At 45.3% G+C, this 21,410-nt stretch carries 18 protein-coding genes; 2 read left to right on the top strand and 16 right to left on the bottom strand.

Going from position 1 to position 21,410, the window contains the following annotated elements; genetic code table 11:
* Window position 1: 1 nt before the first annotated feature.
* Together BLU47_RS13660 and BLU47_RS13655 are read right to left on the bottom strand one after the other, a co-directional pair.
* Window positions 2-1,018 carry an SDR family oxidoreductase gene (locus BLU47_RS13660; RefSeq protein WP_091964051.1) on the bottom strand — a complete coding sequence of 339 codons (1,017 nt, stop codon included), beginning with the start codon at window positions 1,016-1,018 and terminating at the stop codon, window positions 2-4.
* Window positions 1,015-2,199: an iron-containing alcohol dehydrogenase gene (locus BLU47_RS13655; RefSeq protein ID WP_091964049.1), complete on the bottom strand. Its 1,185-nt coding sequence runs from the start codon at window positions 2,197-2,199 to the stop codon at window positions 1,015-1,017. Before BLU47_RS13655 ends, BLU47_RS13660 begins: the two co-directional genes overlap by 4 nt.
* Window positions 2,200-2,337: 138 nt before the next feature.
* Here BLU47_RS13655 and BLU47_RS13650 point away from each other — a divergent pair, with 138 nt between their 5' ends.
* Entirely contained in the window at window positions 2,338-4,038 is a 1,701-nt protein-coding gene (locus tag BLU47_RS13650) for a right-handed parallel beta-helix repeat-containing protein (protein ID WP_255402224.1), read from the top strand.
* Window positions 4,022-6,082 carry an alpha-L-rhamnosidase-related protein gene (locus BLU47_RS13645; RefSeq protein ID WP_091964043.1) on the top strand — a complete coding sequence of 687 codons (2,061 nt, stop codon included), beginning with the start codon at window positions 4,022-4,024 and terminating at the stop codon, window positions 6,080-6,082. The genes BLU47_RS13650 and BLU47_RS13645 overlap by 17 nt, the downstream gene beginning before the upstream one ends.
* On the opposite strand, the gene BLU47_RS13640 is transcribed toward BLU47_RS13645, so the two are convergent.
* The 14 genes from BLU47_RS13640 to BLU47_RS13580 all read right to left on the bottom strand — a co-directional run.
* Window positions 6,069-7,181 (bottom strand): aldose epimerase family protein, encoded by a 1,113-nt coding sequence (locus BLU47_RS13640; RefSeq protein WP_091964040.1) that lies wholly within the window; start codon window positions 7,179-7,181, stop codon window positions 6,069-6,071. The genes BLU47_RS13645 and BLU47_RS13640 overlap by 14 nt on opposite strands.
* Before the next feature lie 15 nt (window positions 7,182-7,196).
* A complete protein-coding gene (locus BLU47_RS13635) occupies window positions 7,197-7,679 on the bottom strand; it encodes a DUF4890 domain-containing protein (protein ID WP_176780601.1) in 483 nt (160 codons plus the stop codon).
* A gap of 142 nt (window positions 7,680-7,821) precedes the next feature.
* Window positions 7,822-9,498: a S28 family serine protease gene (locus BLU47_RS13630; RefSeq protein ID WP_091964034.1), complete on the bottom strand. Its 1,677-nt coding sequence runs from the start codon at window positions 9,496-9,498 to the stop codon at window positions 7,822-7,824.
* A gap of 64 nt (window positions 9,499-9,562) precedes the next feature.
* Window positions 9,563-11,119, bottom strand: coding sequence for a S41 family peptidase (locus tag BLU47_RS13625; RefSeq protein ID WP_176780600.1), 1,557 nt, complete (start codon window positions 11,117-11,119; stop codon window positions 9,563-9,565).
* 30 nt (window positions 11,120-11,149) lie between these two features.
* Entirely contained in the window at window positions 11,150-11,809 is a 660-nt protein-coding gene (locus tag BLU47_RS13620) for a porin family protein (RefSeq protein ID WP_091964028.1), read from the bottom strand.
* Window positions 11,810-11,835: 26 nt separating this feature from the next.
* The gene (locus BLU47_RS13615) at window positions 11,836-12,933 is read right to left on the bottom strand and encodes an AAA family ATPase (RefSeq protein WP_091964025.1); all 1,098 of its coding nucleotides are present in this window, start codon (window positions 12,931-12,933) and stop codon (window positions 11,836-11,838) included.
* Window positions 12,934-13,571: 638 nt separating this feature from the next.
* Window positions 13,572-14,405, bottom strand: a complete 834-nt coding sequence (locus tag BLU47_RS13610; RefSeq protein ID WP_091964023.1) for a zinc ribbon domain-containing protein — start codon at window positions 14,403-14,405, stop codon at window positions 13,572-13,574.
* A gap of 17 nt (window positions 14,406-14,422) precedes the next feature.
* On the bottom strand, window positions 14,423-15,262 hold the full coding sequence (locus tag BLU47_RS13605; RefSeq protein WP_091964020.1) for a zinc ribbon domain-containing protein: 840 nt from the start codon (window positions 15,260-15,262) through the stop codon (window positions 14,423-14,425).
* Between the two features lie 40 nt (window positions 15,263-15,302).
* Window positions 15,303-15,728 (bottom strand): hypothetical protein, encoded by a 426-nt coding sequence (locus BLU47_RS14590; protein WP_143025583.1) that lies wholly within the window; start codon window positions 15,726-15,728, stop codon window positions 15,303-15,305.
* Between the two features lie 5 nt (window positions 15,729-15,733).
* Window positions 15,734-16,762: a zinc ribbon domain-containing protein gene (locus tag BLU47_RS13600; RefSeq protein ID WP_091964017.1), complete on the bottom strand. Its 1,029-nt coding sequence runs from the start codon at window positions 16,760-16,762 to the stop codon at window positions 15,734-15,736.
* 7 nt (window positions 16,763-16,769) lie between these two features.
* A complete protein-coding gene (locus tag BLU47_RS13595) occupies window positions 16,770-17,822 on the bottom strand; it encodes a zinc ribbon domain-containing protein (protein WP_091964014.1) in 1,053 nt (350 codons plus the stop codon).
* 11 nt (window positions 17,823-17,833) lie between these two features.
* Complete coding sequence (locus BLU47_RS13590; protein WP_091964011.1) at window positions 17,834-19,555, bottom strand: WG repeat-containing protein; 1,722 nt, start codon at window positions 19,553-19,555, stop codon at window positions 17,834-17,836.
* 90 nt (window positions 19,556-19,645) lie between these two features.
* Window positions 19,646-20,578, bottom strand: a complete 933-nt coding sequence (locus BLU47_RS13585) for an RES domain-containing protein (protein ID WP_176780599.1) — start codon at window positions 20,576-20,578, stop codon at window positions 19,646-19,648.
* Window positions 20,579-21,103: 525 nt separating this feature from the next.
* Window positions 21,104-21,410 (bottom strand): IS3 family transposase (locus tag BLU47_RS13580; RefSeq protein WP_143025582.1); only part of this gene is annotated, 307 nt, incomplete at its 5' end.

The raw sequence follows: 21,410 nt of genomic DNA, 5'->3' as shown, positions 1-21,410 counted from the left end.
CTTAGAATTTGCGTTTGGCTTCCTCCTGTACTTCAATGACACGGTCGCACCATGCGTCGAAATCTGGCTCCTCTATCTGTAGTTCCGGATGACTGAGCAAGTATGCGACACTGCGGCGAACCCCCTCGTCGAAGCGAGTAGTAGCCTGCCAGCCTGGAACCGCGCGTTTGAGCTTTGAGCAATCGAAGATAACTGTCAGCGACTTGTCGCCCATCAGGTTTCCTTCGAATTCCCACTCTTTGGGAGCCACGGCGGCCAAGAACTCAGAAGAAACGTAGTACGGCTTCAGTGTGGTGTGTAAAGCACGAGCCACACTCTGATACACCTGCGTCCATGTGAGCTGTTCGTCACTCATTATCTGAAAAGCCTCACCAATGGCTTTCGGATTGCCCAGCAAGCCGATGAACCCACGGGCAAAATCTTCATTCCACGTCAGTGTCCATAGCGAGGTGCCATCACCTTGTATGATAACAGGTTTCCCGTCTATGATGCGTTTTAGCACCTGCCACGAGCCTTTCGGTCCATGTACACTAGTCGGCACGCCACGTTCGCAGTAGGTATGGCTGGGACGTACGATAGTGACAGGGAAGCCATTCTCACGGTACTCCTTCATCAGAAGTTCCTCGCAGGCTATTTTGTTGCGCGAGTACTGCCAATACGGATTGGCAAGAGTAGTACCCTCGGTTATCACGTGGTTGGCAGCAGGTTTGTTATAAGCCGATGCCGAACTGATATAGACATACTGCCGGGTGCGTCCCTTGAAGAGTCGGATGTCGCGCTCCACCTGGGCAGGCACGAATCCGATGAACTCGCAGACGGCATCGAACATTTCGTCTTGAATGTTGTCAAACACGGTTTTCTCGTCGTCGATGTCACAGATAATTTGACGAACGCTGGAGGGCACCTCGCTCTTGCGTGTGCCGCGGTTTAGCAGCCACAGGTCATGACCTGCAGCAGCGAGCTGTCGGGTAATGGCACTACTGATAGTACCTGTTCCACCGATGATTAAGATTTTCATCCGCGTGCCATTTGATAGATTTTTTCCATATCCTCAGCCTTGAGCACCTTAAGAGCGCCACAGGTAGCGGTATTATTACGGCTGCACTTGCGCACCATCTCCTTGATTTCATCATCTGTGATGTCGCGTCCGATGAGTTCCTTGATATTGACAGGCATACCGATGGCGTGGTAGAAGCGCTCTACAGCCTCTATACCACGCAGGGCTGTGCCCTCAGGGTCTGTAAAGTCATTAGGCACATCCATCACATTGACGGCGAAACGCACGAAACGACTCAGATTCTCGTGCATGCAGTAGCGGGCCCAGCTAGGCCATACGGCAGCTAAACCGGCACCATGAGTCACATCAAACATACCGCTGAGTTCATGTTCCAATTGGTGGGTGGCCCAGTCTTCTTGAACACCTTTACCCAGCAGTCCCCAATGGGCTACACTGCCGCCCCACATGATTTGAGCGCGATAGCGGTAATCCTCAGGATTCTTCAGCACGGCAAACACGGCATTCTTGATGCTGCGCAAGGTCGCCTCAGCCAGATCAGTAGTCAGATCCATATCATCGTCCTTGGTAAAGTAGCGTTCAAAGATGTGCATCATCATGTCCGTCACACCAGCTGCCGTCTGATAAGGAGGCAAGGTAAACGTTCTACGCGGATTCATGATGGCAAACTTGGGGCGCGACATATTGTGAGAGTAGCCCCGTTTCACGTCGCCGTCCTCGTTGGTGATAACACTGCTCTCGCTCATTTCACTACCAGCGGCAGGTATGGTGAGCACCGAGGCTACAGGCAACATGCTCACGGGCTGCGCCTTACCTAGATAGAAGTCCCACACATTACCCTCATAGGGTACACCATAGGCAATGCACTTAGCAGAGTCAATAACGCTACCACCACCTACGGCCAGGATGAAATCGACACCTTCCTTGCGGCAGAGTTCAATACCCTGTTGGGCCAGCGACAGGCGTGGATTTGGCACAACACCGCCTAAGGTCACATACGCGATATTTTCCTCGCTAAGCAGGCCGCATATCTTATCCAAAAGCCCGGACTTGACGGCACTCTTTCCGCCATAGTGCACGAGTACTTTCGTTCCACCGTATTTTTTCACCAGATGAGCAACCTGCTCTTCAGCCTGCTCACCGAAAACCACCTCCGTAGGGGCATAATAATTAAAATCTCTCATATTGCAATATTGATAATAGTAATTTATAACATGCCTATTAGACGTTTTCACGGTCTTAAGGTTTAATACCTTACTAGTGACAATTTGGCAATTGATGCGTCTTAGAAATATATGAGACAGTTATTCCTTTCCATCTGCATGTTCTGCACCATCGGACTGCAGGCTGCAGAAATCAACATCACACCCGACTCGTCACTCACCGATGCAGTCCGCAAGGCTCGTGAGATGCGCCGTCTGGGCAAGGCTACAGAGGTCACTATTCACCTATCGGCAGGAACTTACCATCTTTACGAACCACTCCGGTTGCGCCCAGAGGACAGTGGTCTGACAATAGAAGGGCATAACGCCGTCATCAGTGGTGGTATGCAGGTTACCAACTGGAAGAAGCAAGGCAAGCTAATGGTTGCAGACGTGCCAGACTTCAACGGATGTCCCGTAGACTTCCGTCAGTTGTGGATAAATGGAAAGAAGGCCGCTCGGGCTCGCGACGTCAGCGATTTCGAACAGATGACGCGCATTCGCACTTACGACAAGAAGAACCATGTGCTTTGGGTTCCCAAGAAGGCAGTAGAGAAGATTCTTAAGGCACCATACGCCGAGATGGTGCTGCATGAGATGTGGTGCACCAGCAACTTACGTATTAAGTCGTTGACTCCACAAGGAGACTCTGTCGCCGTCCGATTCCACAATCCGGAGGCTAAGCTTCAGTTTGAGCACCCCTGGCCTTCACCCATGACACCCGACACCAAGCACCCTTCGCCGTTCTATCTGACCAATGCCAAAGAGCTGTTGGATGAGCCTGGAGAATGGTATCACGATATCCGTGTCCACAAGCTGTATTATATGCCTCATCAGGGTGAGACGATACAAGAGGCCGTCGTCCCTTTGTTGGAGACGTTGTTGGAGTTCATCGGTTCTCCAGAACGTCCAGTTCGCAACGTCACCATCAAGGGTATCTCTTTCCAGCATACCACCTGGATGCGTCCCTCGCAGAAAGGACATGTTCCCCTGCAGGCCGGCATGTACCTGACGGAGGCTTATAAGTTACGTCCGTCCATTGACCGTCCCAACAACCATAAGTTGGACAACCAAGGATGGTTGGGGCGTGCTGATGCTGCGGTGGAGCTGCGTTACACGGAAGACTGTCACTTCAGCGACTGCCGTTTCGAACATTTAGGCGGCTCTGGCCTGGATTACATAACGGCATGTCGTCGTGGCACGACGACCAACTGCACGTTTACCGATATCGCTATGAACGGGTATGTCTGCGGTTCATTCTCACCCGAGGGACTGGAGACCCATCTGCCCTACCAACCCACCGACTTCCGTGAGGTGTGCACACAACAGGAGGTGAGCAACTGCGAGTTCTACAACATCACCAACGAAGACTGGGGCTGTGTAGCTATCTGTGCAGGCTACGTGAGTGGCATCAATATCGAGCATAACACCATCCACGACGTATCCTATACAGGTATTTCGCTTGGCTGGGGATGGAACCGCGACTTGGTGTGCATGAAGGACAACAAAGTACACGCCAACCTCATCTACAACTACGCCCAGCACATGTACGACTGTGCCGGCATCTATACCCTTGGCAACCAACCAGGCACCCTGATTACGGAGAATGTGGTGCGCGACATTGCCAAGCCTTCCTATGTTCACGACCCCAACCACTGGTTCTATCTCTATACCGACGAAGGCTCCAGCAACATCACTTTGAAAGACAACTGGACCCCCGAGGAGAAGTTCCTGAAGAATGCCAACGGCCCTGGCAACATCTGGGAGAATAACGGACCACAAGTAAACGAAAACATCAAACGCAATGCAGGCAAACAGTAAACCAACATGGATATGGTATCCGGGCGATTTCGAGATATGGCTCGGCAACATCTTCAACAATCGCAGAACGGAGCGTGGCGCCATGTTTCCACCGTTTTGGAAACAAGACTCCCACTATGCGACGGTAGAATTCTCGAAGGCTTTCAACCTCCAGGAATCGGAAACCATCACGATAGTCTGCGAAGGTCAGTTCAACTTCCAACTCGATGGAAAGTTACTGTTTCCCTCCACCACTTACACCATTCCAGCAGGAGCGCACAAACTCAACCTGAAGGTATGGAACCAGGCCACGCCTCCTGCCCTCTTTATCAAGGGTAAGACCATCATAACCGACTCCACCTGGCTCGCCACCTATGAAGACAAACTGTGGATTGACGAGAACGGTGTAGCCCATGGTTCAGGCATCTACGTCCCTGCAGCTTCTTGGTGCTTCGACAGTCCCGACACCCCGCCCTCTTCCTACCACTTAGCGCGCGAGGAGCACCGTCCTGTAAGTTGCAGTACCACAGCAACAGGCGGCACCCTTTACGACTTCGGAAAGGAGACCTTCGGCTATCTGAAAGTGAAAGATTTTCAAGGGTCTATCCGCATATACTACGGAGAGAGCCCTGAGGAAGCACAGGATAAGGAGCATTGCGAAACGCTGGATGTGCTAACATCAGACGTCAGCCCTCAAACATCATCCATCAGCCATCATCCCTCAGACATCGCCAGCAAGGCTTTCCGCTATGTATATATAGAGAAAGAGGAAGGCACCACCTATGGCGAGGTACTGATGGACTACGAATACGCCCCGCACGACCAGAACCATAGCGGTTCGTTCCGTTGTTCCGACGAGGAAATTAACAAGATATGGCAAGTGGGAGCCTACACGATGGACCTCACCACCCGCGAGTTCTTCATGGACGGCATCAAGCGCGACCGCTGGACTTGGTCGGGCGATGCCATCCAATCGTACCTGATGAACTACTACCTGCGCTTCGATACAGAATGTGTGAAGCGCACCATTCGACAACTCAGAGGGAAAGACCCTGTAACAGCTCATGTGAATACCATCATGGACTACACTTTCTATTGGTTTAAGTCCGTTCTTGACTACTACCAATATACGGGCGATGTGGATTTCGTTCGTGAGATGTGGCCGCGAATGGTAACACTCATGGACTATGTCGAGGGGCGCCTGAACAATGATGGAATGGCAGAAGGACAGCCTGACGACTGGATCTTCGTCGACTGGGTGGACTTCCCCATGCACAAGCGCGGTACGTTGTGTTTCGAACAGATCCTACTCATGAAGGCGATGGAGACGATGGCAGTCTGTGCCCAACTGCTGGGAATCGACAAGAACGACTACCACATGAAGTCTGAAGCATTGCGCGAGAAGATCAACCAAACCTTCTGGAGCAACGACGAGAAGGCCTACTATCACGCCATCGAGGACGGACAGATGAACAAGCAGATCACCAAGTTCCCCAACATGTTTGCCATTCTCTACGGACTGTCTCACGAGGACCAACGGCGTGACATCATGCAAAGCGTCATGCTCAATCCTGACGTTGCCCCCATCACTACCCCCTACATGCGATTCTACGAGTTGGAAGTGCTCTGCATGGACGGTCTGCACACACAAGTGCTGAAGGAGATGCGCGACTATTGGGGCGGTATGCTGCGCGAAGGAGCCACCTCGTTCTGGGAGAAATATGTCCCTACGGAACAGGGGACCCAGCATCTCGCCATGTACGGGCGTCCCTACGGCAAATCACTATGTCACGCCTGGGGTGCCTCGCCAGTCTATCTGCTGGGCAAGTATTACTTAGGAGTGAAACCTACCAAGCCTGGCTACGAGGAATACGAGGTGCGTCCTGCTTTGGGTGACTTGGAATGGATGGAAGGAGATGTGCCCACACCACATGGCATGATACACGTTTCGATGGACCGCAGACAGATAAAAGTACGTGCCACGGAAGGCCGCGGCACGCTCTATTACAAAGACCAGTCGGTGGACATTCTACCCAACCGCGAGGTCGTACTTACTTTATCTTAGAAAACACATAGGCTGTGTGCGAGCGGAATGTCTCGCCAGGCCTCAGCACAGTCGACGGAAACGACGGCTGGTTGGGCGAGTCTGCCAAATGCATCGCTTCGAAGCATACTGCCGACCGACGCGGATAGCATACAGCCTGCTTGCCTCGGGTGTTGCCTTTCAGTCCGTTGCCCGTATAGATATGCAGCACTGGTTCTGTCGTGTAAACCGTCATCTGCATCCCGCTCGCCTCGTCCGTCACGATGGCAGCAGCCTTTTGGTCGTTGCCTTTCGTGTCCAGCACGAAGCTATGGTCGTAGCCTTTGGTTACCTTCAGCTGTGCATGATCCTCATCGATGCGGTCGCCTATCCTCCGCGGCTTTCTGAAGTCAAAGGGCGTACCCTTCACTTTCATCATTCGTCCGGTCAGGTTCTTCTGTGCGTCGAACTCGGCTATGCGTCTACTGTTCACCCATAACAGTTCGTCAGTAATCTCACGGTCCATCCGTCCGCTGATATTGAAGAACGAGTGGTTCGTCAAGTTCAGCACCGTAGGCTTTGTCGTCGTAGCCTCATAGCTCACTTCCAGTCCGTTCCTGCTGCTCACCGTGTAGGTCAGCCGCACGGTCAGTTCTCCGGGGAATCCATTTTCTCCGTCTGCCGACACATACTGTAGCGTCACCGTACTGTCCGTCAGCGCCGTCATCGTCCAGATGCGGTCGGCAAAACCGGGATAGCCCCCATGCGAGGTCACGCCCCGCCCGTTCTCTTGCAGCCGGTGTTCCATGCCGTCTAACACGAAACGGGCACCCTTGATTCGACCGACATAGCGACCTACCGTAGCCCCATAGTTCTGCCGGTAGCGCCGGTAGTCGCCCACGTTGTCAAAGCCCGTCACACAGTCTTTGCCGTCGACCACCAGACTCACCAGTCGTGCTCCGTAGTTCGTCACGCAAGCCTCCATGCCCTGCCGATTGACGAGGGTATAGAGTGCTGTGCGCGTACCGTCCATCACGGAGTCGAATCGCTGGGGATCCAGTCCTGAGCGCGTCAATCCCTGCGCCATTACCGTTGCCCAGCAACTCGTCAGCCACAGCAGAATCGCCATTCTCCGTCTCATAGCACTATCCGTTTGTTAATCCTGCATTTCGGCGCGAGGACCACGAGGACCGCCATGACGACCTCCACGAGGACCACGTTTGTGCTGCTCCTGGAACTTTTTGTACTGCTTATCGGTAAGGATACTCTTCAACTTCTGGTCATACTCCTTGCGCTTTTCCATCTGCTGTTTCATCTGGGCCTTCTGTTCGTCGGTCAGCTGAGGGCGCTCAGGGCGCTGTTGCTGGTTCTGTTGGGTAGCACCTGTCTGCCCATCTGGACGCGGACCACGATGTCCGCCACGCATACCCGGACCACGAAGCACATCTTTATATTCTGCATTGAGAGCCAACACCTTAGCCTTCTGGTCGTCCGTCAGTTCCAGATCCTTTGCCATACGATCTGTTATCTGCTCAGGAGTAATCTCCTTGGGAGCCTTACGTTCTTTCTTGTCACCATCCTGTGCCATTACTGCTGTCATTGAGAGCAGGGCAACCATTGTCAATAAAATCTTTTTCATTTTGTTTTGTTGTTTTTTAGTGAAACATTCATTTTCGTTTTTTGTCGCCGACATTAATAAGACGTTGCAAAGGTACCAAAAGTAAAACCGTCCACATGAAAATTTCAGTGAACGGTCTTATTTTTTCAGCGAAAAGGCTTTTTTACTTGCTTTTAATGTATTTATCCAGTGCCTGCTTGATGGCATTAGAGGCAGCTACAGGATAGCTTTTGGCATCCAGAATATCACTGTTATGGTTGGTGTGCAACGACAGGACTTTGCTGACGTTGGCATTAGCCGGATTGACGGCAATGACCTCACCCGGCCAAGGATTGCCGCTGTCAATGGCACCACCCGTCCATGGGTCGTTGGTACCGTAGACGAAGAGTATGTGCTTCTTGGTGGTATTGACCCAGTTGCGGACACTCGTCATCAGTTTGCCACCATCCCATTGTCCCGCATAGAGTCCGTAGTTGGCCACAGGGGCTAAGCTATTCTTGACAACCTGCTCACAATAGTCGCTAGTGACAAAGCTATTAGCGGGCAGCAGCGAGAAATCGAAGAATATACTGCCGAGTTCGCGGACTGCCTGGATATCGTAAGGAGCGTTCGGATAGGTGCTACGCAATTTTAGGATTTCTTCCTCGGTATATCCGCTACGGCGACGGACTGAGGCGGGACCTTCCTCAGAAGTGTCTTGCTCCGGCAATTTCGCCTCCAATTTTTTCTTGTCCATAAATATAAACTCGAGCACTTCATACAGACGAAAGTCGTCCTCCGGCTTGGTAGTACTGATAGCCGTAGGATCAGGTACCAAGGAACACCAGTCGCTGAAGTCAAGGTATGCAAACTTCTCAGCTAAATACGCGTAGAATACGTATAAGACACCAGCAGTGGCAGCCCTTTCAATGTCGTTGGGATAGTCCTTCAGCAGTCGCAGATAGTCATAACTATCCGTCTGGTTAAAATAGCGCAGACAGGCATCGCGCAGGGCCTTGTTGTTAGCGATGGCTGAAGGATAGGCACGCAGATACTGATAGGCTTTAGCCTGCGGGCTGTTGGCAGGATAGTGACTGCCACACACGTCTTTGAGGTAGGTTCCTACGGACTTGTCGGCAGGCGACTGGGGCGTACCAACCAGGAAGGGAGCGCAGAAAGGCACATAGAGGTCTATGTCGTCCCATCCGTACAAATCGCTGTAATAGGCGTAAAGCGTTGTGTTGATGCCACACTTGCTGGCACCGGTGCTTACCCACTTGTTGCCTTTGTTGAAGAGATACTGCTTCAACAGTGTCACCACACGGTGTAGGTCGGCAGCGGCCTGCTGTGCATTGAAGTACGTGAAATTGAGGTCGTTGGCATCCTCGGGCAATGATTGTCCGAAGTAGCGGTGCTCAACATACAGCGAGTTAGCATTCAGATATTTGGCGATATCCTCGGGTCCTATATTACCGATGTATGAATCGAGGTTATAGCCGTTGGTATAGAGCATCACAGGAGCATCGAGATCATTGACCTCCAGGAGACAGAGCTGCTTGAAGGTACCCTTGGAGACATCGCTGTTGTCGACAAGCTGCTCAACCTTGAAGTAGTAGCCCTTCCGAGTTGATAAAACTTGCAGATCCATGCGCACATCGCTGATGCCGGGGATGGCACTCAGTGCCTTGGCTATATAGTCCTCTTCTTCGGGGGTCGTTGACTCCGACTCGCCTTGCTTTGCCTCATAGGGATTATTGAGGGCTTCCACCTCGTTGTCGCGCTCACAACTGGTCGTCATGGTGCCCAACAGCACAGCGACCAGCAGCGCCCATAGCTTATTATTATAACGTCTTGTTTTCATCTTTCAATTCTCTTTTTTAATCGTTTCTAAAACGCTTTGTACCTTTAGGTCAAAGAATTGTCTGTTAATTCCCAGTGCGGATGTACTGAAGAGCCCGCTCCAACTGGGTGTCTTTGGTGTTGGCATTAAAGAGTTTGGTATCCAGGTCAACCTCTATGTCGGGATCAATGCCGACTCCTTCAAGCTGCTTTCCATCCATAGAGAAAGAAGCCATCACAGGGGTATAGACATAGACGCTCGTCTGTCCTTTCACACCGACGTGACCAGAATAGTTGATAGAATAGAAGTAATTATCATTCAGGCCGCACAGACCGCCCCAAGTGCGTTTACCAATGAAGCGTGCATTAGGAATCAGCTGACAGCTACGTACAGTCATCTCCGACATGCTGACAGAGTTGCAGTCACCCAGCACAACGATAGGCTCGGTAACGACAGCATGCTCATCAGGTAAAGTCGGCATCACCTGAGGCATCAGAGGCGAATAGTCCAGTCGGCCGGTGCCGCGCTTAAAGCGTAACTGGCAAGGAGTGAAGCCGCCGGAGGGCAATAAGGCTCCCAATACGAACTGAAAGTCGTTAAGCTTTCCGCCACCATTGCCGCGAAGGTCGATAATGACACCCCCCAAGGTGCCTGCCTTGTGCAGTTCCTGAATCTTATTGAACCACTTCTGCCAAGCTATCTGAATGCTCTTGCCCATCACGTCATTGCTACCCGTCAGGTTCATTTTGTTGTAGGATGAGGGGAGTAGATAGGTTGTCAGGTTAAAGTCACTCAGATACATATAGACAATATTTCCTTTAAAGAGTGCGTAGGACACCCTCATGCCATTATTGACGAATTCAGGACTGATTTCCTCCAATCCGGGCACATTCAGATAGGCGTAGACCATCACCAGCTGGTTGTAGCTATTGACGAGCTGTGTGCCATAATAAGATTGAATAATATTTTTCAGGGACTCAGACAGCTGTTTGAGTCCATGCAGCCTTTCCACCTCTTTCTCGGTAGGTGTGGTCTTTGCTGACAGCCTTTCAATCTCCGTTTCTATCCACCGGTTGGTACTGCCTCCTTTCAGCACATGGGAAAAAGCTGTCTTCAGGTGCGTAGAACCAAGGTACTCCTCCAGCAAATCATTTTGATTCACTGCTGCCAGTAGTGCCCAACGCTCCGTAAACACAGGAGGAATGTATCCGTCCTTGTAGTCTGCGCGTTCTTTAATGCGAAGGCTTTGTGGATCGACGGTAACATATCTTCCCGTACGATGATTCAAAAAGTCAACATACATATGACCATCGTGCAGGGGAGCCACCATCTGTTCCATCAGTGCCCTCAGGTCTTCGTCCATCACGATTTTCTGCTTGTCGAGTGCCGCAAACTGAGGATAAAATTTTTCGTACTCGGCATCCCAGTCCAGTCCGTGTTCCATCTCGTAGTCCCAGAGGGCATAGTTCTGGTTCATACCGTTCCAGAATACATCATACTTAGCGGCAAAGCTGGTGTCGGCTGCCGCAAAGGACACGACGTTCTCGTGGTCGTAAGGAATCAATGTCGTACTTTCCTTCTGGCACGAGCCGAAAGTCAGCAACAGGAGCAGTGCTCCCAGTAAACCTATCTTGTTTTTCATTGTCATTTTCTATTTGTTAATGCTCAAACATTAAAAGAAGTAACTCACGCCAGCCTGAAAAGCCAAAGTCGAGTTGTAGCGGTAGTCATCCACGCGCATATACTGTTTCTGCACACTGGTTGCGCTATAGTAGTAGCGAGCTTCCACCTGTGCTCCCCAGTGAGGGGCAAAGCGATACTCCATGCCTAGACCGCCCACCAGTCCGAAGTCCCAGCGTTGGTCGCGATCGGAGTTGAAGTCGACGTGTCCCTTGACCTTGAAATTGACATCGCTGATACTGCTAAAGTCATAGCCTTCATAGTTGCTCGAAAGCCAGTAGCCGCCATAGACGCCTGCATTGCAGAAGCCGCGCAACTTCTTGCCACCGAAGCTGAACGACGCCATGACAGGAAGCTGCAAGTAGTTGTTCGTGTAGTCATAGCACATCGTCACGCGATCGCGCCCTATACGGTGGTTCTTCTGCGTCCAGTTCAGGTCGGCTCGCACGCCCAGCCATTCGTTGATGTCATACTGACCGGTAATGCCTAACGTCAGGCCCCAGCGGTCCTTCAAGTAATAGTCCGTCAAGTACTGTCGGTCCATACGATAGTGGTTGCTTGTGGTTCCCACAGTGGCTCCCAGCCTCCACTGGGCATGAGCCGCCATGGTCAGCATCAATGTACCAACCAATAATAAAAACTTTTTCTTCATTTTAGTTTGTTCAATTTACTATATAGTTATCTTCTCAATGCTATATTATAATTATAGTACTCCTTGTTTCCCGTAATGTCCTTGACGACCTTGATGAAGGGCGGGAAGTTGACATTTTCCTGCTCTGCCACACCCTTAGTCTCAAGGATGGTGAGGTTGCTGACGGGCGTATGGAAAAAGTCAATCTCGAAATACTGGCCTTTCCAAATGAACGAACGGCGCGTCTTGCGAATCGTGAAACGATACGGATCGGCCTGCTGCAACAGCGACTCGTAGAGGGCATTGCTCACCTGGCGCTCCGTCTCGAGCACCTCAGTAGCTGAGATGCGCTTCTTGGTCTTGTGGACATTAACCACCTCCCCACCCCAGTCGCGACGGCGCAGGCGTACCTCACAGTCGGGATCGGCCACGAGGTACGTCTGGGTAATCTCACTCTCGATGCACTCAGGCAATTGTCCTGTAACCTCAACGATATAGGTGCGCACCTCCTCGATGGGCTGAGGAATTTCCAGCACGTTGGAAATCTCCTTCAGCACACGATGAATCTTGGTATCGAAATCGTCGTGGTTGTTGATGACACGCAGATGGGGATGTCCCGTCCAGGCGCGGTTTACCTTCTTGTCCAAGTCACGTGCCAACTGAAGGCCTTCCTCGTTGGCTTGCTCATAGCGATTGGCATTGGTTGCCACCGTATAATACTGCTCGGCACCATCGGCTGCTGACACCAGATGGAGCACGGCATCATAGCGCTCGCGAAGCTGGTTGCTGCACGTGCCGCACTTGGCTGTAATGTCCTGCCACATCTCGGGAGCGATATAGGCGGAAATGTCCATTGTTCCGCGGTCGCACACCACAAAGGTAGGCTTCGTGCAAGTCTCTGCCAGTCGCATAAACGAGTCTTCCAGCGCCAGCTGCGTCTGCAGGATAGCCAGTTCGCCCTCGTAATAGAGCTTAGGATTAGGCGTCAGATAACTCCACCCTCCCTGACTGTACATGGTTGGAACCTCCGGGACGGTAAACACCTTGAAACCCAGATTCGAAAAATGCTCAATGATGCGCACTAGGGCCGTTGTCTTACCAGCACAAGGACCACCAGTCAATACGATTCGTTTAATGTTATTCATCAGGACGTCTGTTTCAACGTGCAAAATTAATATATTTTAAGAGAAACTCAAAACAAAACACCATTTTTTTCATTTCCCGGCATTTGTTTTAGTCCGTCCCGACGGACTTTCAGTCCGTACGGCTCGGACTGAGAGTCCGAAGCCTACGGACTCCCGGCTACCATTAATACCCAAGGTTGTTCCCTCATAACCTTGGGTTATTTCCCAATAACCGTTCCTTATTCATCAATAACCGTTTCTTATTCGCGCCACAAAAAGTTTTTGCGATTTTACCCTCCCTTCCTCCCTTTTCCGCTCGGAACGTCTTTATTTACTGGGGTTCACGGACGGGAGGGAAAACAAATGTCCCTCCCGTCTCCCTCCCGTCTAGGGTCCCTTGTTTTCAAAATGTGAGGGAGCGAACTAAAAAAAGGGAGGGTAACGGGAGGGAGAATGATTCTCCCTCCCGTGCCTCAAACGCCCTGTACATCGGCATTTGAGGGAGGTGACGGGAGGAAGGGAGGGTAAAATCGCATTCCTAATTTTCCGAAAGTATTTTTCGTTACTTTTGGAGAAATTTAATTTCTATTCGGAGTATTTGAAATTACTGCCGGAGAAACTTCAAGAAAGAATCAGCAGTACCCCACGAATCTCACATATCAATACTCATTATCCTTCTCAACAAATGTTACTTCAAATTCACCCTTTACAGGTACATTTGCAACCCATCGAGGTACAACAATTTGGATTATATCCCCTTCTCTAAATATCGGGATATCCCTTTCATCATTGGGGAAATAATAGACACGACGATTATTGAGATTCTTTCCGCGAAAATAGTACAATTGTGCATGAAATCCTTCGCTTGTATTAATTTTTGTGGTGTAATTCTTAAAAATCCACATCTTTCCATTGGGGACAAGAATACAATCAGTAAATACTGCCCTATCGTTTGACCCTCCTCCATAATTGCTGGATACGGATGTAACTACATCAGTAACATAATTTCTTTTTTCGTCAACTTGTCGTTCTCCTTCAAATGACAATTCTATCTTTACCTCTTTTGATGACGAAAAAACAGAGAAAATGGATGAGGACTGTGAAGTACCCTCACCCCCATTTACGAATATAAGACGAAGGACAAAGATTATTCCAATAATGACTATAATGTAAAGTGTCAGCTTCTTGGGACGCTGACGCAAGTTTCTTACCTCTTCTATTGCCTTGTTCAATTTCGGAACAACTTTCTCTTTTAAAGCCTTCTGTCCCTCTTCTGCAAACACCTTGCTTCTCTCTTTGGCTTTTGCTCCAAAATCAATGCTTTTTTGAGAGATCTCATCAATCCTGTCCGAGACCTTTTCTTTAGCATCCTGAATATCTTTCTTAAATCCTTTCAAATATGGCTTACCATTTTCATCCAGATATGGTTCACCACAGACCGGGCAAAATTTCTGCCCAGCCGTTTGTTCTTTACCGCATTTCTTACAAAACATAATTTCAACAGATTAATTCAAGTAGGTTCATTCACAGAGCAAGAATACCATCCATTATCATTTTTCCCACCGAGATTAAGATAGTATTTTGCATCTTTATATGCATCCATCATTTCCTTCTCGATAACACCTTCTTCATGTTTTTCGTTTGGAATTATATAATAATTAGATTGATTACCTTTTACCTTTATTAACCCATGTTCTAAAGCTTGTTTTTTAAATAGCTCATAGTCTGATTCATTTATAAAATAGATGTCTGTTGTCGTAAAGGATTTGTCGATGACGATAGCGTGTGACGATTTGGCTTCAAACTTTATCCCGTTTGATGAAGGTAATACTTTTGCATCTTTGCCATAATATATATTTTCATCACCATATTCGTCAACTCGTTCAACCCGATATTCATATAATAATTCTACACCCAATTTATTGAGTGCTGACATATCCTTATCACCGCTTTCTCCATAAGAAAAAATCACATCGGCAACCTTTAACATGTCTTCAAAAGAAATATTATCGGTCGCTTTTATTTCTTCTGTTACTACGGCTGTTGAGTCTGATTCCGTTTGCTCATTGTTACCTTTCGTTTGAGAATAATAGAACAGACCACAACCTATAATTATTAGAATAGCAATGATACCGCCGACAATCCAATACTTTGTTTTGCCATTAGCCTTTTCTATTTGTGGGCTCCCTTGCATTGGTTGTTTGGTTCCACAATATGGACAGAATTCTGAACCCTCGTCCAGTATCTCACCACATTTTATACATCTCGGAAGATTAGATAAATCCTTTCCACAATTTGTACAGAATTGAGCATCTTGTTCAATCTCTGCTTGACAATATTTACATTTCATAGTTTTCCTATTGTTTTTTATTCCAATTGTTTTGTCTTGTTTACTTAGCGTAATAACATGTCCCCTCTGAATCTTTTAAAAAGCCATTAGATAGATACAATGTTGTTTTACCATAAGGGTTTCGAGTACGAATTGTTGCAGAAGTGCTTGAAAAAGTCTGCATCTCGGCACTTTGTGGAATTGCCTTTCCGTTGCTATACAACATGCTTGAACGATAAGAAAAGGAAATAGTGCGTCCATCCTGAGAAGTGAAACTATGGCTTGTTAAGTACAGCCAAACGTCCCCTTCCCTTGTGAATTCCACATCAGCACCGCTGCTGTATTCAGAAGGATTGCTACTATTATTACTTTCTGTAGATGAAGGTTTTAACAACCCCCATATTAGCAAAACACATCCAATAACACAGACGGATAAGACAAATGCTTTTATACATCCATTTCTTGTCTTACACTTCTTACTATCCATTACGCCTAATAATTATGACGAACAAACATCTCTGAAAAAGCCCTGTCCATTTTATTCCTCGACTCTTTAGCTTCTTGTATTATGTCTTCATTATCACTTAGTTGTCTGGCCAAACTGATATACTCATCCCATAGTCTATTAATCCTATTATTATATTTTTGCCACCTTCCCCATGCTGGAGAATTCAAATCCATTCCTCCGCGTGCTAAATGCTGTTGGTGCATATTGTAAAGTTCCTCAACCTCAGGAAGCAATGATCTAATTTCTGCTTTTATATTAGACATTTTCATAAGTATTTGCTCTTCACTTGAAGAGTTAGCCTCAACATTTATATCATCATCGAAATCGCCAAAAGCATCATTTCTTGGACTATGAAATAGAAAAACAAAACCAAGTATAACTGCTATTCCAAATGACCATCGCGCCTTGTTCAATTCATCAATCTTGTCTTTTGCCTCAATCTTATAGAAAGCGCCAACAACAAAAGCAATAGAAAACAGCCACCATGTCCAAGATGAGGAAAATCCATGATTAAAAACGAAGAACCATAAAACAGCAATAATAGCTATCCATATAGTAGCTTTCCTAAGTTTATCGGAATCAGAAATGAAGTTCTGCAATGTATTGATAGTTTTTACTTTCTTTTCTTCCCAATCTACACTTTTCAAATTTGTGATTAAGTTGTCTATAGCCTCAGCTCCCTTACTCGTATCTATCACCGTCTTCAATTTCTCTACATAATCGTCAGCGACAGTATTATCCTCTTTTACCTCCTCATTCTCCACTATTTCCTCCTTATCCTCTTTTTCAATATCGGCAGGAGTTTCTACAATGGATTCTGTTTCTTCTGTCACCGTTGCATTGTCTTGTTCAACTATTTCAGGTTCAACAGTTTCTGGCTCAACATCTTCAACCATAGTTTCTTTTTCTTCCACTACTTTTTCCTCTTTTTCAATGACGGGAAATGGTGTACCACATTTAGGGCAGAACTTCTGCCCCAAATGTTGTTCTGTTCCACACTTTTTGCAATACATACGCTATTTAATTATATTCCTTAAAATATTCGTATATTCTATTGGTTATGAAGTCACTTATCTCTTTATAGAAAATAGGCACTTTTACTTCATAATTATGGTATCCTGTAAAAGTAAACACTACAGACTTATCACCTACATATATATCATTAGAAAGGTCCAAATTATTAATCCCATCAGCATCACTAAAGGTCAGGACATCTATATCCTCTTTTCGAATATTACTTTTAACAATATCCATTAACTCAGCATTTGTAGGACTAAAATTCTTAATGATATCAGACTTTGTCAAGAACTTACTTTCTTTCAAGTCGTAGGTAAAATAGTCATAGTCACCAGGATAAGCCGATGAAAAATGTGGAGCCTCATTCTTTTGTACATAGAACGTAATAAATTTACCCTGCTCAAAAGCTACTTTCTTAATTTCTAAACAAACATCGGTTACTTCACACCCATTATAGTCTCTGTCGTCAGGTGAGAGTTCAGGCGTCTTTATTGGAGTTCCTATGCTTGAAATGTATTTGGTTATAGCTTCGTCAATGCTGAGACCCTTAAATCCAAATCCTTCCATTGACAATTTGTCTTGTAGAGTCTTAACATCTCCTACTTCCAAATTTTCCGGCCAATCTATATTAATATAAATAATCTTATATTCATCAGCAGCTTTTACCCATACGTCTTTCTTGTTAATCTCTTTAAAAATATTCTCCTTAACACCATTTTCCGTTTTCTCTACAACAGGAATGGAATCTTGTGCCAACTCATTTCCTGACGTTTCCGATGACCTATTGAAATAAAGCAACGCACCACCAATGATTAAAATGAGTAGTGCCAAACACCCTACTATCCAAGGCCACTTATTTGACTTTTTAGGTTCTTCTTCATTCAAAATAGGTTCTTTTTTAGGCTGTTTAGTACCACAATATGGACAGAACTCCGAATCTTCGTCCAGAATCTCGCCACATTTCACACATCTAGGAAACTTTGACAAGTCCTTTCCACAATTAGTGCAGAACATTGCATCTTGTTCAATCTCTGCCTGACAATATTTACATTTCATCTGTTTCCTCTTTATTGTTGTTTCTTACCTTCTTCCATCACCTTATTTATGAAATTCAAAAACTTTGATTTCTTTTTCTTCTCTTTAACCTGAGGTTTGTTTTCCTTTTGTGCAGGTTTTGCCTCTATTTGCTCATTCTTAACGTTTTCAAACTTATAGTCAAAGGTGCTGTGCCCGTTTTCATCTGCATATCCCCACACACCGTCTTTCTTTACAGGAATAAGGCCGTCACAACGATTTCCAATTTCATCATAAATCATAGGTAGCAATTCTTTTCCCTCTTTTGTTAGCAAGCCACACTTTCCACCCCAAATAATTCTATATAATATATCACCATTATTTTTAAAAGTATAACCTCCTTCCATTTCACGAAATGGAATTACTATATTTCCTTGTTTGTCAAACAAAGCAGAGTTAGATTTCCCATTCTTTCCGAATTCTGACACTACCATATAATTATTTATAGGATGATATACATAATCCTTATTATCAACTTTACATTCTGCAATACTAAATCTATTATATTTAAACGGAAATATTATATTTCCTTTAAAATCGATAACCCCCCATTTTTTTGATTCGTTCTCAACAACAGCGAAGCCATCATCAGTTATCCGATGTATTTTCTTGTAAAAAGCCGATGTTATTTTTCCATAAGAATCCATTATGGCATAGCCCTTGTCACTTTTTACTATATAATGACCATTTTTATACTTCTCGAATCTATAATTAGGATATTTCGATTTGGGTAGCTTAACTCCATTGGGAGTTATATAGAACGATTCATTTCCTTTTTTAAATTCCATAAAACCTTCTCTTTTATCATAATCGTCAAACACTTCAGGTAATATTTGTGCTCCACCCTTTACTGCAACTTTATATTTTGATTTGTCAATTTCTGCATATATTATCTCATCATATTCAAATACATCATTACACATAGATGCAGGGAAAATAATTTTGGCATTCTTATCCAAAAGCCCACATCCTATTGTTTTATCACGAATTATGTAGTAAGAATTTTTATATGTTCCGATACCACCGTATTTGCCAAAAGGAACAATCACATTTCCCTTTGTGTTAAACAATGCGCAACTAGATGAGTCACCGTCTTTTTTCCATACTACGACAGGAGCTTCAGTCGCCATGGGTTCTTCAGATGATAATCTAAAACAAACAATATTTTCATAAATAATTGGTATGATGTTTTTCCCGTTTCTATCCACCGCACCATATCTCCACTTCCGAGGCAATTTGTTTGGTATCACGATTGTTACATAAAAATCAGAAGTGTATTTTTGGATATCATTATATTCACATTGTAATACACTCTTTCCTGTTTTATCTATCATTCCCCATAATGTTACTAATTCCTTTTTTATAACAGTTTTATCTACAATATACTTTTGGTTTCCAGTTCCTTTTTCTTCTGATTCCACATCTTCTACATCTTGCATTCGTTCAATTGCCACCAATGCAATTCCATCAGAAAAATCTTTTGCTTCTTTGTATATACATTGGACCACTAAATCTCCATCTTTGTTAATATAGCCATATTTCCCATTGCGTTGAATCTTTGCCATTCCATCATGAAATTCTCCACAGTAACTATAACCTTGAGCAAACAATTTGGCAATCTTCTCAACAGGAATTTGAGTTTGACTTTGTGCAAATCCACAGATGACAAATACCAAACTTAGTATCACCATCATAAATGTTCTTTTCTGTTTCATAGTTTTTCCTTTTTAGTTATTATTAATAAATACAGTTTCCATGTCACATAAGTTACACATATAATTATTGGATAGCAGTAAATAACTATTTTATACAATAGTCCCAACATTGAAAGGTTTATACCAATGAAATCTTTCAATCAAACTTATGTCGTAATCGTCATTCTCTGATAGATTCGTGAACAACACAACATTTCTATAATCCTCTTCATCTTTACCATATGGATCTAAATTCTCATTGCGAGTAGAATAGTAGCATATTCCATCCAATTTAGTTTTGTGCTTTAGATATGCAGTTAACATTTGCGGAATAATATATTCTTCCCTAAATTTACTATCTCTGTTAATTTGACTGTTTGCCATAACAATATAGCATGAAACCACAAGTGGCCACGCTTTAATGAAATTTGAAATTGTATCGGATTCTGCCTTTTCAACGGTTTTGGGGAATGTCAAATCAAGAAGGAATAAATCGTTTGATTGTTGTCGTAATAGTTCAAGGCCACACATGGTGCCATTGTTTGATATCTCTGAGAAACAGACGTTTTTAGAATAACCAAGATAAAGACAAGGATATCCAGCAATACTGAATCTATAGCTTGCACATAAATGTCTGAGTTTTGATGGAATATGGTAAAATTCCTTCTCATCCATAATGTTATGTTTATTAGCACGCATTCTATAAAAAGTATGACCTATTTCGAGTTTCTTTATAGGGAATGAATCTTTATAGCATCCATCCATTAACACCTCAAATTCCTTAAATGCTTCAATGACATCACCGGTTTTGTACATCATCAAGACACTAAGCAATCCATTAATTACTTTTTTTACTTCATCCTTTATTTCTGATGATATTTCGTTTGTAAATTCATGCAGATTAATAAGGGCTTCATATTTTTCAAAAACATCTTTCAGATAATCATACATAGAAACATTCAGTGGAGTTACTAATGGAAACCACAGAATATCACATCCATTCAAAGACTTATAACCATTATGACTATGAACATATTCTATCATCTTGGAATACAAATTGACTTCACATTTTGTCTGGTTAGAGGTATTATTTGATTTATACATAGTAATCTCATAGTTATTGATGCCAACAAACACCCCAGAGTAGGCAGTTAAACATTTGCTTTAGGTTCAGCTTATGATACAAAAAAGGCGTAGGTGTCTGTTTCTCTGCCCATCCCGGAGACACAGGCCTTCGCATTGCCCAAACCACACAGGATAGACAACGCAGTTAGCCCACGCCAGAACGAACTATATATAAAGAGGTATATAGATACGCCCCACGTGACGCTTCGTTGTCATCTGTCTGTTGTGGTTTTACGGATTTGCGAAGTTCGTGTCTCACAACGACAGACGTCCGAAAACGTCTTTCTCATAAAATAAGACCGCCCGCTTACCCCTAAGGGCTAACAAGCGATTTTGCAAAGATACGAATAAGCGAGCAAACTACAAAATAAATCGCGATATATTTTTAGTTTCGAGCGTGAGTATCTTATGAAGTGACCCCAAGAAGTTGGACGGGTTAAACATTTACGTATTTAATTGAGTCATTCTGTATTGTACTGGACTCATACCATTTAACTTGATTTTTATTCTTTTATTGTTATAATAGTCAATATATTCTTCTAAAGCCTTGATAAATTCTTCTGGGGAATCAAAGTTTTCTGCATATAGCAGTTCCGACTTCATTATCCCAAAGAAATTCTCAGCCACAGCATTGTCTAAGCAGTTCCCTTTCCTTGACATGCTTTGGATGATATCATGGCTTTGTAGTTTTCTGCAATATCCGTAATGCTGGTACTGCCATCCCTGGTCAGTGTGTATAATAAGGCCTTTC

Origin of the sequence: Prevotella sp. tc2-28, assembly GCF_900107705.1 — a bacterium.
Classification (GTDB): domain Bacteria; phylum Bacteroidota; class Bacteroidia; order Bacteroidales; family Bacteroidaceae; genus Prevotella.
This window is presented reverse-complemented; position numbering and strand designations above follow the sequence as displayed.

What these genes read in the sequence shown, in the direction of transcription:
- BLU47_RS13625 (WP_176780600.1), bottom strand. Translation starts at nt 11,119, where the DNA reads ATGAAAAACAAGATAGGTTTACTGGGAGCACTGCTCCTGTTGCTGACT.
- BLU47_RS13635 (WP_176780601.1), bottom strand. Translation starts at nt 7,679, where the DNA reads ATGAAAAAGATTTTATTGACAATGGTTGCCCTGCTCTCAATGACAGCA.
- BLU47_RS13610 (WP_091964023.1), bottom strand. Translation starts at nt 14,405, where the DNA reads ATGTTTTGTAAGAAATGCGGTAAAGAACAAACGGCTGGGCAGAAATTT.
- BLU47_RS13645 (WP_091964043.1), top strand. Translation starts at nt 4,022, where the DNA reads ATGCAGGCAAACAGTAAACCAACATGGATATGGTATCCGGGCGATTTC.
- BLU47_RS13630 (WP_091964034.1), bottom strand. Translation starts at nt 9,498, where the DNA reads ATGAAAACAAGACGTTATAATAATAAGCTATGGGCGCTGCTGGTCGCT.
- BLU47_RS13650 (WP_255402224.1), top strand. Translation starts at nt 2,338, where the DNA reads ATGTTCTGCACCATCGGACTGCAGGCTGCAGAAATCAACATCACACCC.
- BLU47_RS14590 (WP_143025583.1), bottom strand. Translation starts at nt 15,728, where the DNA reads ATGGATAGTAAGAAGTGTAAGACAAGAAATGGATGTATAAAAGCATTT.
- BLU47_RS13660 (WP_091964051.1), bottom strand. Translation starts at nt 1,018, where the DNA reads ATGAAAATCTTAATCATCGGTGGAACAGGTACTATCAGTAGTGCCATT.
- BLU47_RS13585 (WP_176780599.1), bottom strand. Translation starts at nt 20,578, where the DNA reads ATGATAGAATATGTTCATAGTCATAATGGTTATAAGTCTTTGAATGGA.
- BLU47_RS13620 (WP_091964028.1), bottom strand. Translation starts at nt 11,809, where the DNA reads ATGAAGAAAAAGTTTTTATTATTGGTTGGTACATTGATGCTGACCATG.
- BLU47_RS13615 (WP_091964025.1), bottom strand. Translation starts at nt 12,933, where the DNA reads ATGAATAACATTAAACGAATCGTATTGACTGGTGGTCCTTGTGCTGGT.
- BLU47_RS13590 (WP_091964011.1), bottom strand. Translation starts at nt 19,555, where the DNA reads ATGAAACAGAAAAGAACATTTATGATGGTGATACTAAGTTTGGTATTT.
- BLU47_RS13595 (WP_091964014.1), bottom strand. Translation starts at nt 17,822, where the DNA reads ATGAAATGTAAATATTGTCAGGCAGAGATTGAACAAGATGCAATGTTC.
- BLU47_RS13640 (WP_091964040.1), bottom strand. Translation starts at nt 7,181, where the DNA reads ATGAGACGGAGAATGGCGATTCTGCTGTGGCTGACGAGTTGCTGGGCA.
- BLU47_RS13605 (WP_091964020.1), bottom strand. Translation starts at nt 15,262, where the DNA reads ATGAAATGTAAATATTGTCAAGCAGAGATTGAACAAGATGCTCAATTC.
- BLU47_RS13655 (WP_091964049.1), bottom strand. Translation starts at nt 2,199, where the DNA reads ATGAGAGATTTTAATTATTATGCCCCTACGGAGGTGGTTTTCGGTGAG.
- BLU47_RS13600 (WP_091964017.1), bottom strand. Translation starts at nt 16,762, where the DNA reads ATGTATTGCAAAAAGTGTGGAACAGAACAACATTTGGGGCAGAAGTTC.